The sequence below is a fragment of the Vibrio fortis genome (assembly GCF_024347475.1).
Lineage (GTDB): Bacteria > Pseudomonadota > Gammaproteobacteria > Enterobacterales > Vibrionaceae > Vibrio > Vibrio fortis.
In genome coordinates this window covers 452,380-477,828 of sequence record NZ_AP025487.1, presented here as the reverse complement: position 1 = coordinate 477,828, position 25,449 = coordinate 452,380, and the positions used below count along the sequence as shown (strand labels likewise).

The window sequence follows — 25,449 nt, the reverse complement described above, 5'->3', positions numbered from 1 at the left end:
ATGCTAGATAGCATCAAAGAAAGTTTTACAGAAAGTATTCAAATTCAAATTGCAGCAGCAGAAGCTCTGCCAGATGCTATTACCCATGCTGCGCAAGCCATGGTCGCAACCTTGCTTAATGGTAACAAGATTCTATGTTGTGGTAACGGTGGCTCTGCTTCAAATGCACAACAGTTTGTCTCTTGCTTACTTAACCGCTTTGAGACCGAGCGCCCTAGCCTTCCAGCGATGGCGCTGACCGCCGACAACACCACACTAACAGCCGTTGCAAATGACTACCACTACGAAGAAATCTTCTCTAAACAGGTACGCGCTTTTGGTCAAACAGGCGATATCCTTTTAGCCATTTCAACCAGCGGTAACAGCAAAAACATCATCAAAGCGATGGAAGCTGCGGTAACTCGTGATATGACCATCATCGCTTTTACTGGTAAAGATGGTGGTGAAATGGCTGGCCTTCTAGGTGAGCACGATGTAGAGATTCGCATCCCATCACACCGCACCGCTCGTATCCATGAAGTTCATATGGTCACGCTGCATTGCCTATGTGATCTGATTGACCAAGTTCTATTCCCAGCTCATGAGGAGTAACATGAAGTTTTCTATTGTTAAGTTGCTCAGCGTTTCACTGCTGACACTGTCATTATCAGGGTGTGCCGGACTGTTCATTGCAGGCGCTGCAACGACAGCCAACCTAGTGACTGACACTCGTACCACCAAAGAGATTTGGAACGACAATAACATTGAGTTCGAAGTCGCTGCTATTACCAACAAAGCACCTTACCGAGGTAACGTTCGAGTAACGGCTAGCTCTTACCGTGGCACCGTGGTTTTGATGGGCCAAGCATCAACTGACGCAGAGCGTCGTTCATTTGAAAGTGAAGCCAGAAAAGTGGCTGGTGTGAACAATGTTCATAACCAGGTACGCGTCAAAGCACCTTTAAGCGTAAGCGAGATAAGTAAAGACAGCTGGATCACGACAAAAGTGAAATCAGCGCTATTGGCAAATGCTGAACTAAACGGCATCAAGGTTAAAGTGATTACCGAAGATAGCGAGGTATTCCTACTTGGTCTTGTGACTCGAGAGCATGCAGATATTGCAACCGATGTCGCTCGTAATATCTCAGGGGTGAAACAAGTTATTCGAGCATTTGAATATGGTGACGAAGCCACAGTGAAGGCTGAAGCGGCGGCGGAAACTGAAGCAGAAACTGTCGTTAACTAGTCATCCTAGCGGCAACGTTCAGCTAAGAAATTTGACCCGTCCTGATATGGGTTGACACTTTTTAGTCAAAACGCTCGATGTACTTCATCGGGCGTTTTGTATTTTAAGGCCGTATGTGGCCTCATTTGATTATAGATTTCTACTGACTCGGCGACCATTTTTCTCGCCTGAGCAACATCTTTAGGTTTCTTCAACAAGTATTCCATTTTCAAAATACCATTTACTCTTTCTGCCAACGCATTTTGATAGCAGTCATATCCATCCGTCATGGAACACACGACCTTGTGCCTAGAGTGTAGGTCTTGGTACTCCTTTGAACAGTACTGTGAGCCTCTATCTGAGTGATGGATTAGGGTGTCCTGATTTCGACGTTCTCTCAAAGCTCTTATAAAAGCTTGTTTTACAGCCTTCGTCTGCATGTTGTCATCCACACTGTATCCGACGATCTTTCTGGAATAGGCATCAGTGATAAGACTGACGTAACTGTTTCCTTCATAGGTCGGAAGGTAAGTAATATCAGCAACCCACAACTGCTCCGGTCTTTCGGGCTTAAAGCCATCCTTTATTTTATTTGGGTGACAGTAAAACCTATGATGGCTATCCGTTGTTCGATGGTAAGCACGTTTAACCTTCACAAGCAGCCGATGATGTTTAAGCAGAGAAAATAGATAGTCCCGACCTACTTTCATTCCAGTTTTTTCCATCATGTATTTAAGCTTTCTCGTTCCTATTCGAGCTTGTTTGATGCGAGTTTCACGGACAAAGCTCAGAAGAGCTTTGTCACGCTGTTTACCACGATCGTCAATAAGGCATTGTTTGTAGTACGCTTGCCTAGAGATGTTGATGATTTGGCAAAATCTAGTCACCGTGAGCTGAGCTATGTTTTGCTCTTGGACGACGCACCTCTGTGCTTTTTTACAACACGGACACCATGGTCTCGCTCCATAACTTTTACTACTTCTTCAAAGAAGTCGGCTCTCAGTTTGGTATCTTCAAGTTGCTTTTCTAGCTCTTTGATACGTTGCTCTGGCGTGGGTGGTGAATTGAATTCAGACATAGGTAAACCTTTCTTCAGGAATCGAGGTGTGCCTCCAGACCAATCGAGTCGGCCGTGCTTTCGGAGCCACACTAATACTGTAGAACAACCTTGTATTCCGTATTTGTCTTGTGCCTGTTTATAAGTCAGTTCACCTCGCTCGACTTGGTCAACAACATCCAATTTAAAAGCGAGGGAGTAATCACATTGAGTTCGTCTAGTTACTGATTTCATAACACTCTCCAATTTTCTACTTGGGGAGTGTCAACCTTATTTAGGACGGGTCAATTAAGTTATAAAAAAAGCAGCGAATCATCGCTGCTTTTTTAATGTCGTTTGGTTACTTGATAATACGAAGGCTCGGGCGACCTTTAGTTGGGCGTGGTGGTTCAGGCTCAGGGTCTGAGTCTTCTGCATCAACTTCAACTTCCGCCGTAGCAACACTTAATGAAGGACCTTTTTCTGGAGCCTCAAATGGCCCTTCTTCAATACCTTCCTCAAGCACGTCCATGTAAGCCTCTTCAGGCTCAAACATAGTACCGGCACCATTCTCACGCGCGTAGATCGCTTGAACAGCATAAAGTGGCACGATCACTGAGTGTGGACGTCCACTAAAGCGTGCACTGAATGTTACCGCTTCATTGCCAAGTTCAAGATTACCGACAGCACGAGGAGCAATATTCAAGATGATTTGACCATCTTGAATAAACTCTTCTGGTACACGAACACCCGGTAGTGTTGCTTCAACAACTAGGTGTGGTGTGAGTTCGTTATCAACCAGCCAATCATAAAATGCGCGTAGCATATATGGACGGCGTGGCGTCATCGTTGAAATATCCATAACGATTAACGAGCCAGACGCATCTCGCGCTCAGCTTCTGTTAGAGAAGCTAGGAATGAATCACGCTCAAATACACGGTTCATGTAAACTTTCAGTTCTTTAGAACCTGGGCCAATTAGCTCGATACCTAGCTCAGGAAGACGCCATAGTAGCGGAGCAAGGTAACAATCGATTAAGCTGAATTCTTCGCTCATGAAGTATTCGTACTCTGCGAAGATAGGAGCTAGAGTCAGTAGGTCATTGCGCAGTTTAGTACGTGCCGCTTCAGACTCTTCTGCGTTGCCTTTTACAATCTTCTCAGCAACTGAGTACCAGTTACGTTCAATACGGTACATCATTAGACGGCTGTTACCACGAGCAACAGGGTAAACAGGCATCAATGGTGGATGAGGGAAACGCTCATCAAGGTATTCCATGATGATTTTTGAGTCGTATAGAGCCAACTCGCGATCAACTAGAGTGGGTACTGATTTGTACGGGTTCAGTTCAACAAGCTCTGCTGGAAGATTATTTTCATCAACCAACTCAACTTCAACACTTACGCCTTTTTCAGCAAGAACAATGCGCACCTGATGGCTATACATATCAGAAGCACTTGAGAAAAGAGTCATCACAGAACGTTTATTGGCAGCTACAGCCATGGAGCCCTCCAGTACACTTTAAATAAAAACAATGGAGGCCTAAGCCTCCATTGTACATTAACATAATTTGGGAATTAGCACGGTATTATAGCACAATTAGTGCACATCACGCCAATACTCTTTCTTCAGTAGAATCACAACGATAGTGAACAATACTAAGAAGGCCATTACCCACCAACCTAGAGCGTGACGCTCAAGTTGAACTGGGTCGCCAGAGTAAACTAGGAAGTTAACCAAATCACGTACAGCTTCGTCGTACTCACCTGCACTTAGCTCACCAGAACCGTCAGTTTCAGTACCTACAACCACTTCTACCTCTTCACCATCTACGATATGAGTTTCGTAGATTGGCGTTGGGATACCTTGTAGCTCTTCAAGCACATGTGGCATACCAACACTTGGGAAAACAATGTTGTTTACGCCAAATGGACGAGATGGGTCTTCGTAGAAAGTACGAAGGTAAGTGTATAGCCAGTCTGCGCCACGAACACGAGCAACTAGCGTTAGATCCGGTGGCGGAGCACCGAACCAGTTCGCCGCTTGCTTCGCAGGCATTGCATTAACCATTAGGTCACCAATCTTCGCTTCAGGGTCGAAGACTAGGTTCTCTTTCATTAGATCCACTGGGATCTCAAGGTCGTTAGCAACTCGCTCATAACGCTGGTACTGCGTAGAGTGACAGCCAAAACAGTAGTTCATGAACAGCTTAGCACCGTTTTGCAGTGAAGCTTGGTCCGTTAAATCATTGTTCGCTTTGTCTAGCGGAACATTTGCGCCCGCTGCCATAGCTAATGACGGCAACATAGCAAATAAAATTACAATCCATTTTTTCATTTGAATGTCACCCTTTCTGGTAATGGTTTCGTCGCTTCATTCTTACTGTAGAACCACAGTAGTACGAAGAACATGAAGTAACCTAAGCTAAAGATCTGTGCTAGTACTGTGTACGTTGGTGTTGCTGGAAGCGCACCAAGAATACCAAGCGCAATAAAGCTTATTGTGAATTGGATGATGTTAATCAAATGCAGTTTGCTACGGTAACGGTACGAACGTACTTTACAACGGTCGAACCATGGTAGTAGGAATAGCACAACAATAGATGCGCCCATTGCTACAACACCTAGCAGCTTATCAGGAACCGCACGTAGGATTGCGTAGAACGGTGTGAAGTACCATACAGGAGCGATGTGCTCTGGTGTCTTCAGTGGGTTCGCAGCTTCAAAGTTTGGCGGCTCAAGGAAGAATCCACCCATCTCTGGGTTAAAGAACAGCACATAACAGAAGAAGAATAGGAAACCAGCTACACCAACCATATCTTTCACAGTCCCGTATGGGTGGAAAGGAATAGAGTCAATGATGTCGTATTTCTTAGTGTAATCCTTGTGGAATGGGAACTGAGTTTTGTAGTCGTCGCCCATTGTGCCTTTAGGAAGCTTAGTCTCGATACCGTCTGGGTTGTTCGAACCTACTTCGTGCAGTGCTAGTACGTGAAGTACGATAAGCAGCAGAAGTACGATTGGTAGAGCGATAACGTGCAGTGCGAAGAAACGGTTTAGCGTTGCACCAGAGATGATGTAGTCACCACGGATCCAAAGCGTTAGGTCATCACCGATAACAGGGATCGCACCAAACAGAGAAATGATTACCTGAGCACCCCAGTATGACATTTGACCCCATGGTAGTAGGTAACCCATGAAAGCTTCAGCCATTAGCACTAGGAAGATCAACATACCGAAGATCCAAAGTAGCTCACGAGGCTTTTGGTAAGAGCCGTAAATCAGACCACGGAACATATGCAGGTAAACAACAACGAAGAACGCAGATGCGCCTGTTGAGTGCATATAACGCAGTAGCCAGCCGTATTCAACATCACGCATGATGTATTCAACAGAAGCGAACGCACCTTCACCAGATGGTACGTAGTTCATTGTTAGCCAAATACCTGTAAGGATCTGGTTAACTAAAACTAACATTGCTAAAGAACCAAAAAGGTACCAAAAGTTAAAGTTCTTAGGCATTGGGTATTCAGACAAGTGCTTTTTATAAGCATTCATCGCGGGTATACGTTTCTCTACCCAATCTAGTAGTCCTTGCATTATGCATCTCCCTCGTCAATACCGATCAGGATCTTGGTGTCACTTAAATACATATGCTTTGGCACAACAAGGTTTAGCGGTGCAGGTACGCCTTGGAATACTCGACCAGCCATATCAAATTTTGAACCATGACATGGACAGAAGAAACCAGACTTAACACCTTGTACTTGTTCTGCAAAAGAATCAGGTAGGTAAGTTGGAGAACAACCTAGGTGAGTACAGAAACCAACCGCAACAAAGAATTCCGGCTTAATTGAACGGAACTCATTTTGAGCGTATTCAGGTTGTTGTTCAGCTTCCGATTGAGGATCTCGAAGTTGACCACCAATGGTTTTCAAGTTTTCTAGTACCGACTCAGCACGGCGTACAACCCATACAGGCTTACCTTGCCATTCGACACGAACCATTTGGCCAGCTTCTAATTTACTGACTTCCACTTCCACCGGCGCACCAGCAGCTTTCGCTTTGGCACTCGGATTCCATGATTTAATAAAAGGCACGGCTACAGCAGCAGCCCCTAAACCACCAACAACGGCTGTTGTTGCGGTTAGGAAACGCCTGCGACCGTTATTTAAAGGCGCGTTGCTCATCCAAACATTCTCCCATTTGCTCCTTTTGGATTGAAATTATTCCGCTTAAAGAGCATGGCTAACAAAATACGTATTTAGTTCTATTTATTGACGGCAAATGATAAATAAAACCCTACTTTTTGACAAGATAAAGCTACCTTTTTGTAACAATCATGAGGCAAAGCGCACATTGGGTTACAAAAGCTATCAAAATATAAGAAATTGGAAATAAAACGAGGAGGGAAAAGCATTTAGCGGGGAGTAGAAAAACAAAAAGCCCGGCATATAGCCGAGCTTTGAACCACAATTCCAGTAATAAAACTGGGAGCGTGTATTTTTCGGTAAAGAAAAATTAACGCTTAGAGAATTGAGGTTTACGACGTGCTTTACGTAGACCAACTTTCTTACGTTCAACGCAACGAGCGTCACGAGTAACGTAGCCAGCTGCACGTAGAGCAGGACGTAGAGTTTCATCGTACTCCATAAGAGCGCGAGTGATACCGTGGCGGATTGCGCCAGCTTGACCAGAAATACCACCACCAGAAACAGTGATGTATAGGTCAAGTTTCTCAGTTAGTTCAACTAGCTCAAGAGGTTGCTTAACAACCATGCGAGAAGTTGGACGACCGAAGTAAACATCAAGGCTACGCTTGTTGATTACGATCTCACCAGAACCTGGTTTGATGAAAACACGAGCTGCTGAGCTTTTGCGACGACCAGTGCCGTAGTATTGATTCTCTGCCATTTTCATAATCCCCAATTAGATGTCTAGTACTTGTGGTTGTTGAGCAACATGGTTGTGCTCAGCACCAGCGTATACTTTTAGCTTACGGTACATAGCGCGGCCTAGAGGACCACGTGGAAGCATACCTTTAACAGCTAGTTCAAGAGCCATCTCTGGCTTACGGTCGATCAGCTTTTCAAAAGTGATAGACTTAAGACCACCAGGGAACTCAGAGTGACGGTAGTAAACCTTACCCTTAGCCTTGTTACCAGTTACAGTAACTTTCTCAGCGTTAACAACGATGATGTAATCACCAGTGTCTACGTGAGGAGTGTATTCAGCTTTGTGCTTACCGCGTAGGCGAGAAGCGATTTCACTTGCAAGACGACCTAGAGTTTTACCTTCAGCGTCTACAACGTACCAGTCGCGTTTTACAGTTTCTGGTTTAGCAACGAAAGTTTTCATGCTAATAATTACCTATTAAAAAAATTTACACTTAAGGAATACTGAGTATTCCCACTGTCTAAGAGTCCCCATTCATCACCCCTTCGAGTGTTGGAAAACTCTTGGCATAACGTGATTTAACTCATCGTTAGAGGCCCGCAGTAACGGTAGGTCGCAGGATTATAGAGAAGAGCGAAGAAAAAATCACCTCTTTTTGAACAAAATCACGATTTTTTTCTTCCATTTTCTTAATAACGAATTCCCCGCCTAACTTAGGTGCTCTTTTGCTAGATAATCATGGCTCTGCATTTCAATTAAACGTGACTGACAGCGTTTAAATTCGAACTCTAATTGACCATGAGTGTAGAGTTCTTCTAGCGCAACTTCGGCAGAAATAATCAGTTTTACATTACGCTCATAAAACTCATCCACGAGAGCAATAAAGCGTCTTGCGGCGTCATCAGAGGTGGCATTCATCTGCTTCACTTCAGCCAACAATACCGTGTGATAGATCTTAGATAGCTCAATATAGTCATTTTGGCTGCGCGCAGATTGGCAAAGCTGAGCAAAAGTACCATGCAAAACGCCATCACTCGCTTCAACCACATCCAGTTGACGATGGTTAACCTCAATTTGAGTTAGCACCTCTTTACCCTCACCAACCAACTGTTGGTAATAAGTTCGCAAATTCACATCCGCTTGTGCGTCTAGTGGATAGTGATAGATCTCTGCTTGTTCCAAGGTTCGCAGTCGGTAATCGACACCGCTGTCTACATTGAGAATTCGACAGTTGTCTTGAATGAGCTTAATCGCAGGAAGAAAGCGCGCACGTTGCAGGCCATTTCGATATAGGTCTTCAGGTGGAATGTTCGAAGTCGCGACCAAAATAACGTTGCGAGCGAACAGCTCTTGGAACAGAGTACCCAGAATCATCGCATCGGTAATATCGGAAACAAAAAACTCATCAAAACAGATGATATCCGCTTCTTGCTTAAACTTATCTGCCACTAACGGCAAAGGATCGCTCACTTCGCCCAGCGCTTTCAATTCATCATGAACGCGATACATAAAGCGGTGAAAGTGGACACGCATTTTTCTTGATGTAGGCAAGGCATCACAGAAAGTATCCATTAGGTAAGTTTTACCTCGCCCTACTCCTCCCCAAAAATAGAGCCCTTTTGGTGGCGTCGGCAGTTGTGGCTTCTTACCCATTAACTTTTGAAAACGCGTCAGCTGTGGCACAGGCGCATTTTGGTATTCTTGGAATTGGTGGAACAATTGGTCTAGTGCTTGTACGGCTTGCTCTTGGGCTGGATCTCTTTGAAATCCATGTTCTTTTATATCTTGTTCGTATTTTTTAACGGGATTCATGACGACATTTCCACAATGAAATAGATATCAACCAGCGAAGGAAAAAGGGCTTCAACAGTACAATAGGCGGGGGCTCATCGCTGTATGTGCAGCTTCAAACTGATAGCTAGCGCACACGCATTTTTCTTTATACTGTCGCCTTGTCATAGTACCATGAAGCTACATTATGTGTAACTAAGCAGTAACAAACATGTTAAAAAACAACAATAAGGAGCTGTTATGCCTTGGATGTATGCCGTTGGCGGTTTACTAATCGGACTTATCTTAGGAGTTGCTATTTCTCGCCTCACGACTCCTGAGTACAAGAAGCAAAAGAATGTTCAAAAAGAATTAGACACAGCAAAGTTTGCACTAGAACAGCAACGCCAAGAGCTTGCCGATCACTTTGCTAAAACAGCTGAAATGTTGGATACCTTAGGTAAGGACTACACCAAGCTTTACCAACACATGGAAAAGACCAGCGCTGAGTTAATCCCTAACTTGCCAGAGCAGGACAATCCATTTGTGAAAACGGCTGCAGCACACTCAGATAAGTCATCTGATAAAGCAGACAACAAAGTATCAGCCATTGATGAACAACCAAAAGATTACGCCAATGGCGCGACCGGTTTGTTCAACGATGAGAAGAAAGAGGTCATTGAAGCACCAGAGGTTGTAACGGCGAAAGCGTCTTAAACAATTAAATTCAATGAACTTTACAAAGGTTTTTGAGTCATAATCTTCACTTGGGTCGTATAACACTTGGCAATAGTCCAACTTGATATGTGTTACAAGGCCTTAACTAACGAGGAGTTTATGATGAAAAAACCTTTGCTTGCTTTATCGGTACTGACTTTAAGCTTAAGTTCCATCATCGCACCGATTCAGGCAACTGCGGCGCTTCCCCTAAGTGTCGACAACCAACAACTACCTAGCCTTGCGCCAATGCTTGAAAAAGTCACCCCAGCGGTGGTCAGCATTGCAGTGGAAGGTAAGCAAGTCCAACGTCAACGTATCCCTGAACAATTCCAATTCTTCTTTGGTCCAGAACAAGCACAAGAGCGCCCATTCAGAGGTTTAGGCTCTGGTGTTATTATCGATGCCAAGAAAGGACATATCGTTACTAACTATCACGTCATCAATAACGCTGATGAGATCCGCGTAAAACTGCATGATGGACGTGAATACGATGCCGAGCTGATTGGCGGTGACGAAATGTCTGATATCGCCCTGCTCAAACTCGAAAAAGCCAAAGACCTGACAGAGATTCGTTTTGCTGACTCAGACAAACTGCGTGTCGGTGATTTCAGTGTTGCCATCGGTAACCCATTTGGTCTCGGTCAAACGGTGACATCGGGTATCGTTTCTGCATTAGGTCGAAGCGGTCTGAACCTAGAAAACTTTGAGAACTTCATTCAAACCGATGCTGCAATCAACAGCGGTAACTCAGGTGGTGCCTTAGTTAACCTCAATGGTGAGCTGATCGGTATCAACACTGCAATCCTGGGCCCAAATGGTGGTAATGTGGGTATCGGCTTTGCGATTCCATCCAATATGATGCGCAACCTAACCGACCAAATCTTAGAGTTTGGTGAAGTGAAACGCGGCATGCTTGGCGTTCAGGGTGGTGAAATCACCTCGGAATTGGCTGAAGCACTCGGTTACGAATCCAGCAAAGGTGCATTTGTGAGCCAAGTAGTGCCAGACAGCGCTGCCGACAAAGCAGGTTTACAAGCAGGCGACATCATCGTTGCAATCAATGGTAAGAAGATCGATACCTTTAGCGAGCTAAGAGCTAAAGTCGCGACTCTTGGTGCAGGCAAAGAGATTGAGCTGGGCGTGGTTCGTGACGGTAAGAACAAAACCTTCGACGTGACGCTTGGGGAATCTACCAACAGCAAGACTCAAGCAGAAAAACTGCATGAAGGCTTGGCTGGTGCGGAGCTTACCAATACCAACGATAGCGACCCAGTAAAAGGGGTTAAGGTTTCAAGTGTCGCTAAAGGCTCTCCAGCTGAGGCCTATCAGCTTCAAGCAGACGACATCATCATTGGTGTGAACCGTAAAACGGTGAAGAACCTAGCACAGTTCAGAGCAATTGTTGAAAAGAACCCTGGTGTATTGGCGCTCAATATCCAACGTGGCCCAAGAACCATCTATCTTGTGATTCGCTAACTATTAATCACCATTATTGAGGGCAGGTTGACTAAGTCCGTATAGAACTTAATCAACCTGCCCTTTTATTTAGATGAATCAAAATGCTATGCTTCACAGGTAACTCAAACTGGTCACCCATGCGCGGAGGCTCAATACCTTACCTGTCGAAGAGGGAAACATGCTGTCCTTTCTATTTCGTTCTATTTCCCTTGGATTAGTATCAGCACTGATTATATTGGTGGCTTTCCCGCAGCTAAGACCCGATTTCGTCTCTGAAGTGGCGAGCAAGCAAGTAAGCAACATAGGCTCATTGCAACTCTCATTCAACGATGCCGTTCGACGCGCGGCACCGGCAGTTGTGAACATCTACAGTCGTAAATACGATGAGTCCGACCGTAACAAGCTACTTACTCAAGGCTTAGGTTCTGGTGTTATTGTTAGCGAGAAAGGCTACATCATTACTAACTACCATGTAGTTGCTCAAGCGGATCAAGTGGTGGTTGCCTTGCAAGACGGTCGTGCTGCTGCCGCTCAATTAGTTGGCTCAGACAAACGAACTGACATCGCCATATTGCAAGTCAGCGGTGATAACCTTCCGGTTATTCCACTGAACCCAAATTATGAAGCCAACGTCGGCGACATCGTACTTGCTATCGGCAACCCATATAACCTAGGTCAAACAACGACCTTCGGTATTATCTCAGCAACTGGACGCTCTTCGATAAGCGCCGATCGCCACCAAGCCTTTATTCAAACTGACGCAGCGATCAATGAAGGTAACTCAGGCGGTGCACTTGTTAACTCGCAAGGCGAACTGGTCGGCATTAATACGGCATCTTTCCAGCAAGCGACCGACATGGAAACTTACGGCATCTCTTTTGCCATCCCTTATGGATTGGCCAATAAGATCATGCAGAAGATCATTGCTGACGGTCGTGTGATTCGCGGTTATATCGGCATTGATGGACAAGACATTAATTCAGTTACTTCACGTTTATTAGGTAACAAAAACATTGGTGGAATTGTGGTGTTAGGTATCGATCCTGTTGGCCCAGCTGCCGACGCAGGATTTGAGGTTCAGGACATCATCATCAGTATCGACAACACCAAGATCAATGGACGCCAAAGCGTTATGGATATCGTTACCGACCTAAGACCTGGCACAGTGGTCGATGTGGGTATACTCCGTCAGGGTGAAAGTAAAACCCTTAAGGTTACAATTGCGGAAGACAAGCGCTAGTTAAATTAGACGGATCTACGACTAACATTAAATAGATTGCGAACAACAAAAAACCCAGCTCTCGGCTGGGTTTTTTATTATCTATACAACAAGTTATCTAAAACGAAGATTACTCGTCACTCTCGATGTCAATACGAGTTACTCGTTGCAGGCCTCTTGGCAGTAGGCCGCCACGACGACCACGCTCACCACGGAAGTTATCTAGGTCAGCAGGCTTCAAACCAAGCTTGCGCTTACCTGCATACAGCGTCAGCGTCGTCCCTTGAGGAATGGCCATTAGGTGTGAGACAAACTCTTCACGCTCTTTCGCCTTCGCCGACGGGATATTGATGATCTTGTTACCCTTACCTTTGCTCAATTGAGGCAGATCTTTAATTGGGAACAACAGCATACGGCCCTGGTTAGTAATCGCCAGAATCTCGTTGGTCTCTAGATCTTCAATCGGGCTTGGCAGCATCACTTCCGATGCTTGAGGTAGATTCACCAATGCCTTACCGCTCTTGTTCTTCGACAAGAGATCGCTGCCTTTACATACGAAACCGTAGCCTGCATCAGAACCCACCAGCCATAGCTGATCATCCTCGCCCATGACAACTTGGCGAATCGAACTGCCAGCACTGATATTCAAGCGACCAGTAATCGGCTCACCTTGGCTACGCGCCGAAGGCAGAGAATGAGACTCAAGCGAGTAGCTTCGACCGTCACTGCCGAGGAATACCGCTTGCTGGTTACTCTTACCACGCGTACTCGCAAGGTATTTATCACCGGACTTGTAGTTCAAACCCTCAGGATCCACTTCATGCCCTTTCGCATGACGAATCCAACCTTTCTCAGAAAGTACCACTGTGATTGGTTCACTTGGTACAAGATCGCGCTCAGTCAGTGCTTTCGCTTCTGCACGCTCAACCAGTGGTGAACGGCGATCATCACCGTACTTATCTGCGTCCGCTTGGATCTCTTTCTTAATCAGAGTATTCAGGCGACGCTCAGAGCCCAGTAGCTTCTCTAGCTTCTCACGCTCTTTCTCTAGCTCATCTTGCTCGCCGCGGATCTTCATCTCTTCCAGCTTAGCAAGGTGGCGAAGTTTGGTATCTAGGATTGCGTCCGCTTGAATCTCAGTAATACCAAAGCGCTCCATAAGCACCGCTTTAGGATCGTCTTCAGTTCGGATGATCTCAATCACTTCATCAAGGTTGAGGTAAGCAACCAAAAGACCTTCTAAGATGTGTAAGCGCGCTAGCACTTTATCAAGGCGGTGCTGTAGACGACGACGTACTGTAGTACGACGGAACTCAATCCATTCTTTAAGGATCTGAACTAGACCTTTAACTTGAGGACGGTTATCTAGACCAATCATGTTCAAGTTAACACGGAAGTTTTTCTCAAGATCCGTTGAAGCGAACAGGTGACTCATCAACTGATCACAGTCGATGCGGTTCGAGCGAGGAACAACAACGATACGCGTTGGGTTCTCGTGATCGGATTCATCGCGAAGATCGTCAACCATTGGCAGCTTCTTAGCACGCATCTGGTTTGCGATTTGCTCTAGAAGCTTAGCGCCGGATACTTGGTGAGGCAGAGCCGTGATAACAATATCAGAACCCTCTTTATGCCAAACCGCACGCATCTTAATGCTGCCGCGACCCGTTTTGTAGATCTTCTCAATATCTGACTTCGGAGAGATGATCTCAGCTTCAGTCGGGTAATCAGGACCCTTGACATGCTCCATCACTTCCGACAGTTCCGCTTTCGGGCTATCGATCAGCTTGATGGTTGCATCAGCAATCTCACGCACGTTATGTGGTGGAATATCCGTTGCCATACCTACCGCGATACCCGTGATACCGTTAAGTAGAATGTGAGGCAGACGCGCTGGCAACATTTGCGGCTCTTTCATGGTGCCGTCAAAGTTAGGCTGCCATTCAACTGTGCCTTGGCCTAGTTCACCAAGAAGCACCTCAGCAAACTTAGACAGTTTCGCTTCGGTATAACGCATCGCAGCGAATGATTTCGGATCATCCGGAGCACCCCAGTTACCTTGACCATCTACTAGTGGGTAGCGGTAAGAGAACGGTTGTGCCATCAATACCATGGCTTCGTAACACGCTGAGTCACCGTGTGGGTGATACTTACCCAGTACATCACCAACGGTACGTGCAGATTTCTTGTATTTCGATGCAGCAGATAAGCCAAGCTCAGACATCGCGTAGATAATACGACGCTGTACTGGTTTGAGACCGTCACCAATGTATGGCAATGCACGATCCATGATCACGTACATTGAGTAATTTAAATAGGCATCTTCGGTGAACTTGCGCATTGGCAATTGTTCAACGCCATCAAAAGTAATTTCGTTAGACATTCATTATACCTCGGCCAAATCACCGTTGTTTTGTAGCCATGAACGGCGATCATCAGCACGCTTCTTACCTAGCAGCATGTCCATCATTTCATTGGTCGCTTCACTGTCATCAATGGTTAGTTGAACCAGACGACGGGTGTTTGGATCCATAGTGGTTTCGCGTAGCTGAAGTGGGTTCATCTCACCCAGACCTTTGAATCGTTGTACGTTGATCTTGGCTTTCTTCTTCGATAGGCGCTCAAGCACACCATCTTTCTCATCGTCATCAAGGGCATAGAAGACTTCTTTGCCACAGTCGATACGATACAGAGGCGGCATAGCCACATAGATATGACCGGCTTCAACCAAAGAGCGGAAGTGACGAGTAAACAGCGCACACAGCAGCGTCGCAATGTGTAGACCATCCGAGTCCGCATCGGCAAGGATACAGATCTTACCGTAACGTAGGCCAGATAGGTCATCGTTGTCTGGGTCAATACCCAAAGCCACCGAGATATCGTGGACTTCTTGAGAAGCGAGAACTTGGTCTGCAGATACTTCCCATGTGTTAAGAATCTTACCACGCAGTGGCATCACGGCTTGGAACTCACGGTCACGAGCTTGCTTCGCTGAACCACCCGCCGAGTCCCCTTCCACGAAGAAGATTTCAGTGCGGTTTAGGTCTTGAACAGAACAGTCAGTCAATTTGCCCGGAAGTGCTGGACCTGATGCCACCTTCTTACGTACTACCTTCTTGCTAGCACGCATACGACGATGAGCATTGGCAATACAGGTTTCCGCCAGTTGTTCTGCAAGTTGTGGTTTTTCGTTCAGCCACAGACTAAATGCATCTTTTACAACGCCAGAAACAAATGCAGCCGTTTGACGAGAAGAGAGACGCTCTTTCGTTTGACCTGCAAATTGAGGATCCTGCATCTTCACCGATAGAACGTATGAACAACGGTCGAAGATATCATCACCTGTTAGCTTAACGCCGCGCGGCAACAAGTTGCGGAATTCACAGAACTCGCGCATTGCATCAAGCAGACCTTGGCGCAGACCATTTACGTGAGTACCACCTTGTTTAGTTGGTACTAAGTTCACGTAACTCTCAGTGATCATCTCACCGCCTTCTGGCTGCCAGATTACCGCCCAGTTTGCCATTTCAGTTTCAGCTGTGAACTCACCGATGTACGGCTCTTCTGGTAGCAGGGTGTAACCCTTTACGCCCTCAGCAAGATAATCTTTTAAGCCATCTTCGTAGAACCATTTATGTTCTTCGTTGTTGACCTTATCGCTGAAGGTGATCTCTAGGCCTGGACATAGAACGGCTTTCGCACGCAGGTTGTTAACCAAACGCAGCACAGAAAATTTAGAGCTATCGAAGTACTTCGCATCAGGCCAGAAATGTACAGATGTGCCGCTATTACGCAGGCCACATGAACCCGTTACCGTTAAATCGGTTACCGCTACGCCGTTTTCAAATGCAATTTCATGGATTTGGCCATCACGACGAACCGTCACTTCAACGCGCTTAGAGAGTGCGTTTACTACTGAGATACCTACACCGTGTAGGCCGCCTGAGAACTTGTAGTTATTGTTTGAGAACTTACCACCTGAGTGGAGCTTAGTTAAAATCAGCTCAACACCTGAGATGCCTTTCTCTGGGTGAATATCGACAGGCATACCACGACCATCATCCACCACTTCTAAAGATTGGTCAGCGTGCAAGACCACTTTGATCTTCTTCGCGTGGCCAGCCAATGCTTCATCTACAGAGTTATCGATAACTTCTTGGGCTAAGTGGTTTGGCCTTTCAGTCTCTGTATACATCCCCGGACGGTGTCGAACCGGGTCGAGACCTTCAAGAACCTCGAGGTCTTTTGCATTATATTGTTCAGTCATAATACGGAGTTTACTCAAAAAATTTACGTCTGTTCGCTGGGCTCTAATTCGATATAACCGTGTTAGTTGCCGTGAACCCTCACAGCAGAGCGAACGAGCGAAAGTATTGGGGAATATAGTCTGGAAGCAGGGGTTTGATGTCAAGCACGTTCAAAAACTATGACACCAAACTATGATATTTCACCACTGACAGATGAAATAACAGGCAAAAAAGATAAGATACTGCGGCTGAAGTTAGACCTTACAAGGCTAGAAATTCAATTATCTTTTGAGGATAGCGCTCAAAATCGACAAAGCTGTGGTCGCCGCCCTCTTCTACAGTCTGCTTCGCTCCTTGAAACTTTGCCACCGCTTGACGGTAATCTAAAACTTCATCTTCGGTTTGCTGCAACAGCCAAAAATCACTTGGCTCAGAAATAGAGGCAACATCAAGCTGTTTAAGCTCATCAATGTGTTTTTCCTCTAAAACATAATGTTCATGGGTGTATGGGTTAACCTGCTCACCTAGGTAGTCGGTCAACAATTCATAAGGTTTCACTGCTGGGTTAACTACTGCCGCTTTAAACCCGTAATGCGCATTCAACCACGTCGACAAGTAGCCTCCCAATGAACTACCCACCAGCGCAATTTGATACTGCTCTTTGTGCTCTTCCACTATGCTTTTAAGAAGCGCTGCGGCCAGAGCGGGAAAACTTGGCAATTGTGGTGTCACAACTTTGATATCAGGGCGATGCTCGGCACAATAGTCAGCCATCACATTGGCCTTGTGCGAACGAGATGAGCTATTAAAGCCGTGAATATACAGCAGCATCGAAGGTTTAGTTTGTGGCGCGGTAACTGACATTAGTAACCCTCAGCGTTAAAGTCTGGGGCAAACGCACCATGGGCAAGTCGACGTACCTCTGTCGCAATCTCACCGTTAGGTTTGAGTTCGAGCTCTCGCCAACCAGGGCTTAGAGTATCAAGCGCAAAATCGTCTGAGTTTGGCTTGAACTGAACACAAGTCGATGGGGTAGCCATCACTTGTACTCCTAAGTGCTCTCTATTCATATCTTGATGCACGTGACCACACAGCACGCCACGAACATTGTTATGTTGTGATACCACATCCCAGAACTGGTCTGAATCTTTTAAACTGTGCTGATCAAGCCATGCACTACCAACCAACAGTGGGTGGTGGTGAAGTAAAACCAACGTATGTTTCTCAGGAAACTCCGCCAGTTTCTGCTCTAATAAATCAAGCTGTTGATCGCTCAAACGACCATGTGGTACACCGACAACCTGTGAGTCGAGCATGATCATCTGCCAATGCTCACCCAGCAGCACATGCTCAACACACTGTATTTGAGCGGATGGGATAACACTGCCCATATTAGGTTTGTAATCGTGGTTACCTGGCAACCAATAACAAGGCTTTTCTAAAGGCTGAATACCAGCCTCAAATTTTTGGTAAGACTCTGCGCTGTGATCTTGAGAGATATCACCAGTCGCAAGAATCGCTTCATATTCATAACCTTGGTTCACAATGCCATCGACAACAGCACGAAAGCTATCTTCTGTGTTGATGCTCAGCAGGCTGCCATTACTTGGCGCAAAGAGGTGCGTGTCGGTCAGTTGCACTAACTTAATGCTGCTCTCATCTAATTTTGAAGTATGTGATAATTCCAAAATAACAAATCCAGATACGTTACTGTTAGATCTTCAAAGTATTCAAACGTACGCTAACTCAGCGTAATGGGTGTGCGACTGATTCCATTTTTTAAACAAAACGTTAACCATTCGCCAAGAAACTTATTGAGTTGAAATTTCTCGTCTTTTTGCAAAAGCTTAGTGTTCGGGTAGTCGTATTTCGCTTTGACTCTTGAGAAGTCCCCACTGGCACACACTTCTGCAACGCGAGCGTCGTGATATAGCCTGACAGACATTTTTGGCAAAGGGAATACTGGCATCGCATCACTCTGACATATATCTATTAATGTGGTGTATTTTGTGACCTCATTCACTGTCAATTGATACACCATATTAACCGCTTGATAACAACGCACGTCACCAACTTGGTGCCCAACAGGCAATAGTGCGTTTAATTTCGCGTAATTGGTCTCATAGACTCGCATCAATTCAGCAAGATCAACATGATACGGCTTTTTCACCGCTATATTCGGCATAGCGTCACTCTTTCCACTTTGACTGTAGATCCTGGTAGTTCAGTTGCAACCATTGCAAAGCAATAATAGTAGCACCATTTTCGAACACACCTTGCTGTACCAGTTGATAAGCCTGCTCACGACTCATTACTTGAACGCGAATGTCCTCACCTTCGTAATCAAGACCGTGGACACCTTGAGCTGTAGTTGCGTCAACGCAGCCAACCATTACATCCAGCTTCTCAGAGCAACCACCCGATGAAGGGTAGTATGAGGTGATAGGCAGTACATGAGTCACTTCAACTCCTGCTTCTTCCATTGCCTCTCTGCGCGCGACTTGTTCTGCTGATTCATCGGTGTCGATGATCCCAGCGACAATTTCATATTGCCAAGGGTTTTCATGCTCAAGTGCGCCCACTCGAATCTGCTCGACGATCACCACTTCATCTCGAATAGGATCGTATGGCAGCAATGCAGCAGCATGCCCACGCTCGAACATTTCGCGTTCTATTGGCTTACTCCACCCGCCTTCAAACAACTTGTGTCGAAAGGTGTATTTAACCATTTTGAAAAAACCACGAAACAGCGTTTCTTTTGAGACAATTTCCACATCTTGTGGAGTAAACTCATGTTGTTGATTGTCATACTGTTGCATTTAGCACCTCACTAAGTGATCTTTATAGTTTACTCATTGTACGAGTTAACTACCAAGGTCTAGGTTCAACTTTTTATATAAAATTTATAATTAAATTTAAGTATCCGAAAATAAATATTGCACAAGTGGACAGTTAAATGTAAAAAAGTGCAAAGTTTCGAGTAAATTACCACCAAACTGAGTTAAACTCTGTTAAGAAAAAATCTATTAAGGCAGGAATAGGAAAATGAGAAAACTGCTTCCACTATTTATCAGTGCAGCAATTGGTAGCCTGAGTTCATCAGCTTTCGCTGATACGCTAGCCGAAGTTTATGACCAAGCAAAACAAAATGACCCAACACTTCTTAGTTCAGCAGCACAGCGTGATGCCGCTTTTGAAGCAGTTACCTCTAGCCGTAGTACCCTACTACCGCAAATCAACCTAACTGCGAACTATGACATCAACCGTGGCGAGCGTAACAGCGCAAATAATGACAGTAATGTTTGGGGCGCAGGTATTGGCTTCACACAAGAACTTTACCAACGCTCTTCATGGATCACGCTAGACACAGCAGAGAAAACAGCACGTCAAGCTGATTCAGCATACGCGGCGCAGCAACAGGGTCTGATCCTGCGCGTGGCAACGGCTTACTTCGAAGTACTTCGTGCTCAAGATAACCTTGAGTTCGTTCGTGCAGAAAAAGCAGCGGTTGCTCGCCAACTAGAGCAAACTAAACAGCGTTTCGAGGTTGGCCTATCAGCAATCACTGACGTACACGACGCGCAAGCGCAGTACGATTTAGTGTTGGCTGACGAAGTTCTGGCTGAAAACACTCTGACTAACAACTACGAAGGTCTGCGTGAAATCACTGGTCAAGAGCACTCTAATCTAAGCATTCTAGACACTGACCGTTTCTCTGCAAGCAAGTCTTCTGAATCAGCAGTGGCACTCGTTGAACAAGCACAAGAGAAGAACCTAAGCCTACTGGCTGCACGTATCTCTCAAGACATCGCGAAAGACAACATCTCGCTAGCAAACTCTGGTCACCTTCCAAGCCTAACGCTTGACGGTAGCTACTCACTGGCTGATCAATCAAACAGCCCAAGTGACTATGACCAAGACAACCTAAACCTTGGCCTAAACCTAGTTGTGCCTCTATACACAGGTGGTAACACGACCTCGCTAACTAAGCAGGCTGAATACAACTATGTTGCAGCTAGTGAAGATCTTGAAGCGACTTACCGCAGTGTTGTTAAAGACGTTCGCGCGTTCAACAACAACATCAGTGCATCGATTGGAGCGCTACGTGCTTACGAGCAATCGGTAGTTTCAGCTCAATCAGCATTAGAAGCGACAGAAGCAGGTTTTGATGTTGGTACTCGTACTATCGTTGATGTACTTGACTCAACTCGTCGTCTATACGATGCGAACAAGAACCTATCTGATGCTCGTTACAACTACATCCTAAGCGTACTGCAACTGCGTCAAGCAGTGGGTACACTGAGCGAGCAAGACATTGTTGACGTAAACGCAGGTCTAAAACCAGCGAGCTAATCACTCAACAAGCCGTCTAATGAAGAGAGCGGATCGTCGCTCTCTGCAGATACAAAAATGCCGCTCATCGAGCGGCATTTTTATTTATCGGATATCAAATCAATTGAGGCGCTTATCCACGACCGCCTTTGATCGCTTCAATGATCTCAGTGGTTGAGCAGCCATCTTCAAAGTTCAGTACTTTCACTTCACCACCTGCAGCAATCACTTCAGCGCCACCAGCAATCTCTTCTGGCTTGTAATCACCACCCTTAACCAAGATGCTCGGTAGCACCTCAGAGATTAGGCGCTGTGGCGTATCTTCAGAGAAAGGTACAACCCAGTCTACGGCACCTAAGCCTGCAAGAACCGCCATACGACGATCAGTTGGGTTCACAGGACGGCCTGGGCCTTTCAAGCGCTTAACAGACTCATCAGTGTTCACAGCAACAATCAAGCGGTCACCTAACTCAGCTGCATGGTTCATGTAAGAAACATGACCTGCATGAAGGATATCGAAACAGCCGTTAGTCATAACCACTTTCTCGCCTTTTGCACGTGCACGTTTCACCGCTTCAATCAGAGCCGCCTCTGAAATCACACCGTAATCTGTATCTTGGCTACCATGTACCGCTTCTGCTAACTCAATCATAGAAAGCGTCGACGTACCCAGCTTACCAACAACAACACCTGCCGCTGCATTTGCCAATGCACACGCTTCATCAAGTGGCTTGCCAGCAGCAACAGAAGCCGCAAGTACAGAGATTACCGTATCGCCGGCACCCGTCACGTCGTATACTTCTTTTGCTTGCGTTGGTAGGTGGAAAGGTTCTTGGCCCTTACGCAGTAAAGTCATACCGTGTTCACTACGAGTAACAAGCAGCGCATCAAAGTCGAACTCTTCGATAAGAGCTAAGCCTTTTGCCACTAGCTCCTCTTCTGATTTCACTTTACCCGCAACTAGCTCGAATTCCGCCATATTTGGCGTCAGTAGTGTTGCGCCACGGTAGCGTTCAAAATCCGCACCTTTGGGGTCAATAAACACAGGGACATTTGCTGAACGTGCTTTCTGAATAAAGCTCTGTACGTGCTCAAGTGCACCTTTCGCGTAATCAGACAGGATAACAGAGCGTACATTAGGTAGCGCTTGCTCCATACGAGACAGAACCAACTCAGGGTCAGTGTTCTCAAATTTGTCTTCAAAGTCTAGACGAATCAGTTGTTGGCCGCGGCTCATCACACGTAGCTTAGTGATGGTTGGGTAATCTTCTAGCTCAACAAAATCACAGTTAACTTTAAGTGCACTCAGTGTGTTCTTAAGTACTTGTGCAGGCTCATCTTTACCCGTTAAACCAACGATATGCGCATGGCCGCCTAGCGATGCAATGTTCATTGCCACGTTAGCTGCACCACCTGGACGCTCTTCGTTATTCTCTACTTTTACTACGGGTACTGGCGCTTCTGGTGAAATACGACCGGTAGGGCCATACCAGTAACGGTCTAGCATCACATCACCGACAATCAACACGCCCGATTGGCTGTAGTCAGGTAGAATAGGTTTCATTAGGGATCTCCAAAAATCGAATCTGGATAGAGTCTAGCACACTGATAGTAGTGGCTAAACCATAGAAAAAGACAATGAAGCGGTTTGAGTCACCGCTTCACATTCTAGACAGTCACGCTGATACAAGGTTCCTACTACTCGGCCAGCATCCACTGCTGCCAAGCCTGAGTTACAAGCGCTCTCTCTTGCTCAAACTTATCCATCGCAACGTCAGCATCAAGGTTGAGCAAGTTACGGTGATGAATCTCATCACGCAGCGTGGTATAAGCATGCGTAAGTGCCATTGCTTGTGGTTCATCCATAATGCCCTGTGACATTAGGCTCTCAAAGATACGAACATTGTCACACCAACGCGTCAGCTTAGGTTTCTCATGGCTGTATCTTAGTACTAAGTACTGAGCAAGAAATTCAACGTCGGTAATACCGCCATTGTCTTGTTTCAACATGAAGCGATCGCTTTTCTTGCCACCTAAATGGTCGCGCATTTTTTCACGCATCTTAAGCACTTCTTGTTTGAGGCTGTCGCCATCACGCTCAAGACACAGTACTTCGTGACGAGTCTTGTTAAACGCCAATGCTAAAGGCTCATCGCCGTAAATCATACGTGCACGAGTAAGGGCTTGGTGCTCCCACGTCCATGCTTCGTTATGCTGGTACTCGTCAAAGGCATCGGTTGGGCTTACTAACAGCCCAGACGCCCCTGAAGGTCGTAAGCGAGTATCAACTTCATAAAGAATGCCGGAGGCTGTGCGAGTCGAGAAGATATGAATAATGCGCTGTGCCAGTCGCAGATAGAATTGACGACCATCAATCTCTTTTTTGCCATCAGTGTACACATGCACTGGGCAGTCATGCATGAAGACAATATCCAAGTCTGAGTTATACCCAAGCTCCCAACCACCAACTTTTCCGTAACCAACAACCGCAAAGCCACGTCCCTCACGGTCTTTAATGTGGGTCGGCTCACCATATTTCGCAGACACTTGCAGCCAAGCTTGGTTAACCCCAGCTTCAACAATCGCTTCGGCTAAGTAGGTTAAGTGGTCACTCACCTTCATCACAGGCAACACGCCAGCAATATCCGCGGCAGCGATTCTTAAGATACAGGTCTGCTTAAATTGACGCAGGCCTTCCATCTGCTGTTCCATGTCATCTTCTGGAATGCGAGCAAGGTAATCACGAAGCTCCGTTTTGTAAGACTCTAATGGCACCGGATTATAAAGCTGCTGAGGGTCAATCAATTCATCAAGTAGGATTGGGTAGCGCCCTAACTGCTCTGAAATCATCGGACTCGCGGTACACAGGCGTACCAATTGAGTCAGTGCCGCTGGATGCTCATCAAGCAGCTCTAGGTAAGTAGTTCGCGTAACGATTTTATGTAGCAGGTGCAGCACACGTGATAAACCAAACTCCGCATCTTTATTGGTGTACAGAGCTTGGAATACTTTAGGCATCAGTCGATTAAGCACCTCACGTCCTCGAGGGCCTAACGTTTTCTTCGCGAGATCAGCCTTGAACTGAATAATGGTATTGGCGGCTTTCTGTGGGTCAACCGCGTCTATGTCGGTCTCCAAGACATGCTCAATCACATCTTGCTTATGTGCCATATCCCACAGCTCGCTAAAGTGACTCGCGATTGGGTTCGCTTCCTCTTCTTCTACACCGATAAGCTCTTCAAATACCACGTGAACATTAGCCATGTGTTGGCGAGTCTCATCTATCAGTTCTTGCCAGCTTTCGAACTGCATTGCGATTGCAAGTTGCAGCTGCTCTTGCTCATTATCCGGCAGAGTTTGGGTTTGTTTGTCTGCCATCGCCTGCAACAGGTTTTCTAGACGGCGCAAGAACAGGTAAGCGTCTCTCAGGTGTGCAACTTCGCCAGACTCTAAAAGTTTCAAGCTATCGATGGCTTCAAGGGTGTGCAATAGACCACGGTCTCGTAAGCTTGGCTCTCGACCACCGCGAATCAGTTGGAAAACTTGCGCAATAAACTCCACCTCACGGATCCCGCCAGGGCCGAGTTTAATGTTGTTTGATAAACCGCGACGACGCACTTCACTGCTGATCATCGACTTCATTCTACGTAGTGACTGAATCGCGCTGAAATCGATGTAGCGGCGGAAAACAAATGGGCGCAACATTTGGCGTAGCTCTTGATATTCAGGGTACATCTCGCGTCCCATGACACGAGCTTTAACCATCGCGTAGCGCTCCCAGTCTCGCCCTTGCTCTTGATAATAATCCTCAAGCGCTGCGTAACTCATGACCAATGGACCACTTTCACCAAATGGACGCAGTCGCATGTCGACGCGGTAGCAGAAGCCATCAAAGGTTTGCTGGTCGAGCGCTTTGATGATGCGTTGCCCAAGACGCGTGAAAAACTGCGCATTGGCGATGCTGCGACGAGCACCTTGTGTCTCACCGTTTTCTGGGTAGGTAAAAATCAGATCGATATCCGAGGAGAAGTTCAACTCACCGCCCCCTAGCTTACCCATACCAATGATCAACATAGGTTGCGCTTCTCCTTGCGCATTACAAGGCGTGCCCCATTCTTTGCAACAGATGTTGTATTGCCACTGATAGGTTTCAAAAATCATCGCTTCAGCAAGCATTGAAAGGTGAGCCAGGCTCTGCTCTAGCGGCCAAGACGCAGTAAAATCACGCCAAGCGATGTAGGACATTTCTCGATTGCGAAACTGACGCAGTACACGTTGACCGCTCATCTCGTCTTGGCATTCAGATAACAGGGCCGCTAGCCTATCTCGATAGCCCTCAGCGCGCTCTTCACACTCAAGTATTGTAGGTAAGACGCGAGCTAATTCGCTATCACGTTGCAAACAGTCGCCGACAAAACTGCTCAACCCTAGGACATATTTCAGTTGTTCTTGATATTGGGGAGACCAAGTCGAAATCGCGTCCCCTTGATGTTCAAGCAGGTTTTCTAAAGCCGATTGAGAGTGCTGAGTAAGTGAAGCAGGCAATTGCATTTTTCTTCCTTGTTTGG

The 25,449-nt window shown here is 46.1% G+C and carries 23 protein-coding genes; 6 read left to right on the top strand and 17 right to left on the bottom strand.

Annotation, left to right across the window (positions count from 1 at the left end; genetic code table 11):
- Together OCV50_RS02165 and OCV50_RS02160 are read left to right on the top strand one after the other, a co-directional pair.
- Positions 1-591: a phosphoheptose isomerase gene (locus OCV50_RS02165; RefSeq protein ID WP_004729817.1), complete on the top strand. Its 591-nt coding sequence runs from the start codon at positions 1-3 to the stop codon at positions 589-591.
- A 1-nt stretch (position 592) separates the two neighbouring features.
- Positions 593-1,225: a BON domain-containing protein gene (locus tag OCV50_RS02160; protein WP_239841605.1), complete on the top strand. Its 633-nt coding sequence runs from the start codon at positions 593-595 to the stop codon at positions 1,223-1,225.
- Between the two features lie 65 nt (positions 1,226-1,290).
- Here the strand turns inward: OCV50_RS02160 and OCV50_RS02155 are convergent.
- From OCV50_RS02155 to zapE, 9 genes are all read right to left on the bottom strand, one after another.
- Positions 1,291-2,495 (bottom strand): IS3 family transposase gene (locus tag OCV50_RS02155; RefSeq protein WP_261902741.1). Its coding sequence is split into 2 segments (ribosomal slippage): positions 1,291-2,126 and positions 2,126-2,495, totalling 1,206 coding nucleotides; the frame shifts between segments, so codons are not numbered across the junction.
- A 106-nt stretch (positions 2,496-2,601) separates the two neighbouring features.
- Positions 2,602-3,087, bottom strand: a complete 486-nt coding sequence (gene sspB / locus OCV50_RS02150) for a ClpXP protease specificity-enhancing factor (RefSeq protein WP_261904108.1) — start codon at positions 3,085-3,087, stop codon at positions 2,602-2,604.
- Between the two features lie 20 nt (positions 3,088-3,107).
- Positions 3,108-3,743, bottom strand: coding sequence for a stringent starvation protein SspA (gene sspA, locus OCV50_RS02145; RefSeq protein ID WP_032553106.1), 636 nt, complete (start codon positions 3,741-3,743; stop codon positions 3,108-3,110).
- Positions 3,744-3,839: 96 nt separating this feature from the next.
- On the bottom strand, positions 3,840-4,577 hold the full coding sequence (locus OCV50_RS02140) for a cytochrome c1 (protein ID WP_239841606.1): 738 nt from the start codon (positions 4,575-4,577) through the stop codon (positions 3,840-3,842).
- On the bottom strand, positions 4,574-5,839 hold the full coding sequence (locus OCV50_RS02135) for a cytochrome b (RefSeq protein WP_239841607.1): 1,266 nt from the start codon (positions 5,837-5,839) through the stop codon (positions 4,574-4,576). Before OCV50_RS02135 ends, OCV50_RS02140 begins: the two co-directional genes overlap by 4 nt.
- Entirely contained in the window at positions 5,839-6,429 is a 591-nt protein-coding gene (gene petA / locus OCV50_RS02130; protein ID WP_032553103.1) for a ubiquinol-cytochrome c reductase iron-sulfur subunit, read from the bottom strand. Before petA ends, OCV50_RS02135 begins: the two co-directional genes overlap by 1 nt.
- 331 nt (positions 6,430-6,760) lie before the next feature.
- Positions 6,761-7,153, bottom strand: a complete 393-nt coding sequence (rpsI, locus tag OCV50_RS02125) for a 30S ribosomal protein S9 (RefSeq protein ID WP_004740758.1) — start codon at positions 7,151-7,153, stop codon at positions 6,761-6,763.
- Between the two features lie 15 nt (positions 7,154-7,168).
- Positions 7,169-7,597, bottom strand: a complete 429-nt coding sequence (gene rplM / locus OCV50_RS02120; protein ID WP_032553102.1) for a 50S ribosomal protein L13 — start codon at positions 7,595-7,597, stop codon at positions 7,169-7,171.
- A 246-nt stretch (positions 7,598-7,843) separates the two neighbouring features.
- On the bottom strand, positions 7,844-8,947 hold the full coding sequence (zapE, locus tag OCV50_RS02115) for a cell division protein ZapE (protein WP_261903587.1): 1,104 nt from the start codon (positions 8,945-8,947) through the stop codon (positions 7,844-7,846).
- A gap of 219 nt (positions 8,948-9,166) precedes the next feature.
- Between zapE and zapG the strand changes: the two genes are divergently transcribed.
- From zapG to degS, 3 genes are all read left to right on the top strand, one after another.
- Positions 9,167-9,622 (top strand): Z-ring associated protein ZapG, encoded by a 456-nt coding sequence (gene zapG, locus OCV50_RS02110; protein ID WP_239841609.1) that lies wholly within the window; start codon positions 9,167-9,169, stop codon positions 9,620-9,622.
- Positions 9,623-9,745: 123 nt separating this feature from the next.
- Positions 9,746-11,101 (top strand): DegQ family serine endoprotease, encoded by a 1,356-nt coding sequence (locus tag OCV50_RS02105; protein WP_239841758.1) that lies wholly within the window; start codon positions 9,746-9,748, stop codon positions 11,099-11,101.
- A gap of 160 nt (positions 11,102-11,261) precedes the next feature.
- Positions 11,262-12,323 carry an outer membrane-stress sensor serine endopeptidase DegS gene (gene degS / locus OCV50_RS02100; RefSeq protein ID WP_239841610.1) on the top strand — a complete coding sequence of 354 codons (1,062 nt, stop codon included), beginning with the start codon at positions 11,262-11,264 and terminating at the stop codon, positions 12,321-12,323.
- 109 nt (positions 12,324-12,432) lie between these two features.
- Here degS and parC read toward each other — a convergent pair whose 3' ends face one another.
- From parC to nudF, 6 genes are all read right to left on the bottom strand, one after another.
- The gene (gene parC / locus OCV50_RS02095) at positions 12,433-14,685 is read right to left on the bottom strand and encodes a DNA topoisomerase IV subunit A (RefSeq protein WP_261903586.1); all 2,253 of its coding nucleotides are present in this window, start codon (positions 14,683-14,685) and stop codon (positions 12,433-12,435) included.
- 3 nt (positions 14,686-14,688) lie between these two features.
- Complete coding sequence (parE, locus tag OCV50_RS02090; RefSeq protein WP_239841612.1) at positions 14,689-16,569, bottom strand: DNA topoisomerase IV subunit B; 1,881 nt, start codon at positions 16,567-16,569, stop codon at positions 14,689-14,691.
- A 241-nt stretch (positions 16,570-16,810) separates the two neighbouring features.
- A complete protein-coding gene (yqiA, locus tag OCV50_RS02085; RefSeq protein ID WP_261903585.1) occupies positions 16,811-17,413 on the bottom strand; it encodes an esterase YqiA in 603 nt (200 codons plus the stop codon).
- Entirely contained in the window at positions 17,413-18,237 is an 825-nt protein-coding gene (gene cpdA / locus OCV50_RS02080) for a 3',5'-cyclic-AMP phosphodiesterase (protein ID WP_239841614.1), read from the bottom strand. The genes yqiA and cpdA overlap by 1 nt, the downstream gene beginning before the upstream one ends.
- Before the next feature lie 53 nt (positions 18,238-18,290).
- A complete protein-coding gene (locus OCV50_RS02075) occupies positions 18,291-18,734 on the bottom strand; it encodes a DUF1249 family protein (RefSeq protein WP_032553092.1) in 444 nt (147 codons plus the stop codon).
- 4 nt (positions 18,735-18,738) lie between these two features.
- A complete protein-coding gene (gene nudF / locus OCV50_RS02070) occupies positions 18,739-19,368 on the bottom strand; it encodes an ADP-ribose diphosphatase (RefSeq protein ID WP_261903584.1) in 630 nt (209 codons plus the stop codon).
- Positions 19,369-19,594: 226 nt separating this feature from the next.
- Here nudF and tolC point away from each other — a divergent pair, with 226 nt between their 5' ends.
- Positions 19,595-20,902 carry an outer membrane channel protein TolC gene (gene tolC / locus OCV50_RS02065; RefSeq protein WP_239841616.1) on the top strand — a complete coding sequence of 436 codons (1,308 nt, stop codon included), beginning with the start codon at positions 19,595-19,597 and terminating at the stop codon, positions 20,900-20,902.
- A 112-nt stretch (positions 20,903-21,014) separates the two neighbouring features.
- On the opposite strand, the gene hldE is transcribed toward tolC, so the two are convergent.
- Positions 21,015-22,445, bottom strand: coding sequence for a bifunctional D-glycero-beta-D-manno-heptose-7-phosphate kinase/D-glycero-beta-D-manno-heptose 1-phosphate adenylyltransferase HldE (gene hldE, locus OCV50_RS02060; RefSeq protein ID WP_239841617.1), 1,431 nt, complete (start codon positions 22,443-22,445; stop codon positions 21,015-21,017).
- Between the two features lie 134 nt (positions 22,446-22,579).
- The gene (glnE, locus tag OCV50_RS02055; RefSeq protein WP_261904107.1) at positions 22,580-25,432 is read right to left on the bottom strand and encodes a bifunctional [glutamate--ammonia ligase]-adenylyl-L-tyrosine phosphorylase/[glutamate--ammonia-ligase] adenylyltransferase; all 2,853 of its coding nucleotides are present in this window, start codon (positions 25,430-25,432) and stop codon (positions 22,580-22,582) included.
- Positions 25,433-25,449 lie beyond the last annotated feature (17 nt).

What these genes read in the sequence shown, in the direction of transcription:
- petA (WP_032553103.1), bottom strand. Translation starts at nt 6,429, where the DNA reads ATGAGCAACGCGCCTTTAAATAACGGTCGCAGGCGTTTCCTAACCGCA.
- glnE (WP_261904107.1), bottom strand. Translation starts at nt 25,432, where the DNA reads ATGCAATTGCCTGCTTCACTTACTCAGCACTCTCAATCGGCTTTAGAA.
- OCV50_RS02140 (WP_239841606.1), bottom strand. Translation starts at nt 4,577, where the DNA reads ATGAAAAAATGGATTGTAATTTTATTTGCTATGTTGCCGTCATTAGCT.
- rpsI (WP_004740758.1), bottom strand. Translation starts at nt 7,153, where the DNA reads ATGGCAGAGAATCAATACTACGGCACTGGTCGTCGCAAAAGCTCAGCA.
- OCV50_RS02165 (WP_004729817.1), top strand. Translation starts at nt 1, where the DNA reads ATGCTAGATAGCATCAAAGAAAGTTTTACAGAAAGTATTCAAATTCAA.
- sspB (WP_261904108.1), bottom strand. Translation starts at nt 3,087, where the DNA reads ATGACGCCACGCCGTCCATATATGCTACGCGCATTTTATGATTGGCTG.
- zapG (WP_239841609.1), top strand. Translation starts at nt 9,167, where the DNA reads ATGCCTTGGATGTATGCCGTTGGCGGTTTACTAATCGGACTTATCTTA.
- OCV50_RS02075 (WP_032553092.1), bottom strand. Translation starts at nt 18,734, where the DNA reads ATGCCGAATATAGCGGTGAAAAAGCCGTATCATGTTGATCTTGCTGAA.
- degS (WP_239841610.1), top strand. Translation starts at nt 11,262, where the DNA reads ATGCTGTCCTTTCTATTTCGTTCTATTTCCCTTGGATTAGTATCAGCA.
- sspA (WP_032553106.1), bottom strand. Translation starts at nt 3,743, where the DNA reads ATGGCTGTAGCTGCCAATAAACGTTCTGTGATGACTCTTTTCTCAAGT.
- hldE (WP_239841617.1), bottom strand. Translation starts at nt 22,445, where the DNA reads ATGAAACCTATTCTACCTGACTACAGCCAATCGGGCGTGTTGATTGTC.
- tolC (WP_239841616.1), top strand. Translation starts at nt 19,595, where the DNA reads ATGAGAAAACTGCTTCCACTATTTATCAGTGCAGCAATTGGTAGCCTG.
- nudF (WP_261903584.1), bottom strand. Translation starts at nt 19,368, where the DNA reads ATGCAACAGTATGACAATCAACAACATGAGTTTACTCCACAAGATGTG.
- zapE (WP_261903587.1), bottom strand. Translation starts at nt 8,947, where the DNA reads ATGAATCCCGTTAAAAAATACGAACAAGATATAAAAGAACATGGATTT.
- OCV50_RS02135 (WP_239841607.1), bottom strand. Translation starts at nt 5,839, where the DNA reads ATGCAAGGACTACTAGATTGGGTAGAGAAACGTATACCCGCGATGAAT.
- OCV50_RS02160 (WP_239841605.1), top strand. Translation starts at nt 593, where the DNA reads ATGAAGTTTTCTATTGTTAAGTTGCTCAGCGTTTCACTGCTGACACTG.
- parC (WP_261903586.1), bottom strand. Translation starts at nt 14,685, where the DNA reads ATGTCTAACGAAATTACTTTTGATGGCGTTGAACAATTGCCAATGCGC.
- parE (WP_239841612.1), bottom strand. Translation starts at nt 16,569, where the DNA reads ATGACTGAACAATATAATGCAAAAGACCTCGAGGTTCTTGAAGGTCTC.
- rplM (WP_032553102.1), bottom strand. Translation starts at nt 7,597, where the DNA reads ATGAAAACTTTCGTTGCTAAACCAGAAACTGTAAAACGCGACTGGTAC.
- OCV50_RS02105 (WP_239841758.1), top strand. Translation starts at nt 9,746, where the DNA reads ATGAAAAAACCTTTGCTTGCTTTATCGGTACTGACTTTAAGCTTAAGT.
- yqiA (WP_261903585.1), bottom strand. Translation starts at nt 17,413, where the DNA reads ATGTCAGTTACCGCGCCACAAACTAAACCTTCGATGCTGCTGTATATT.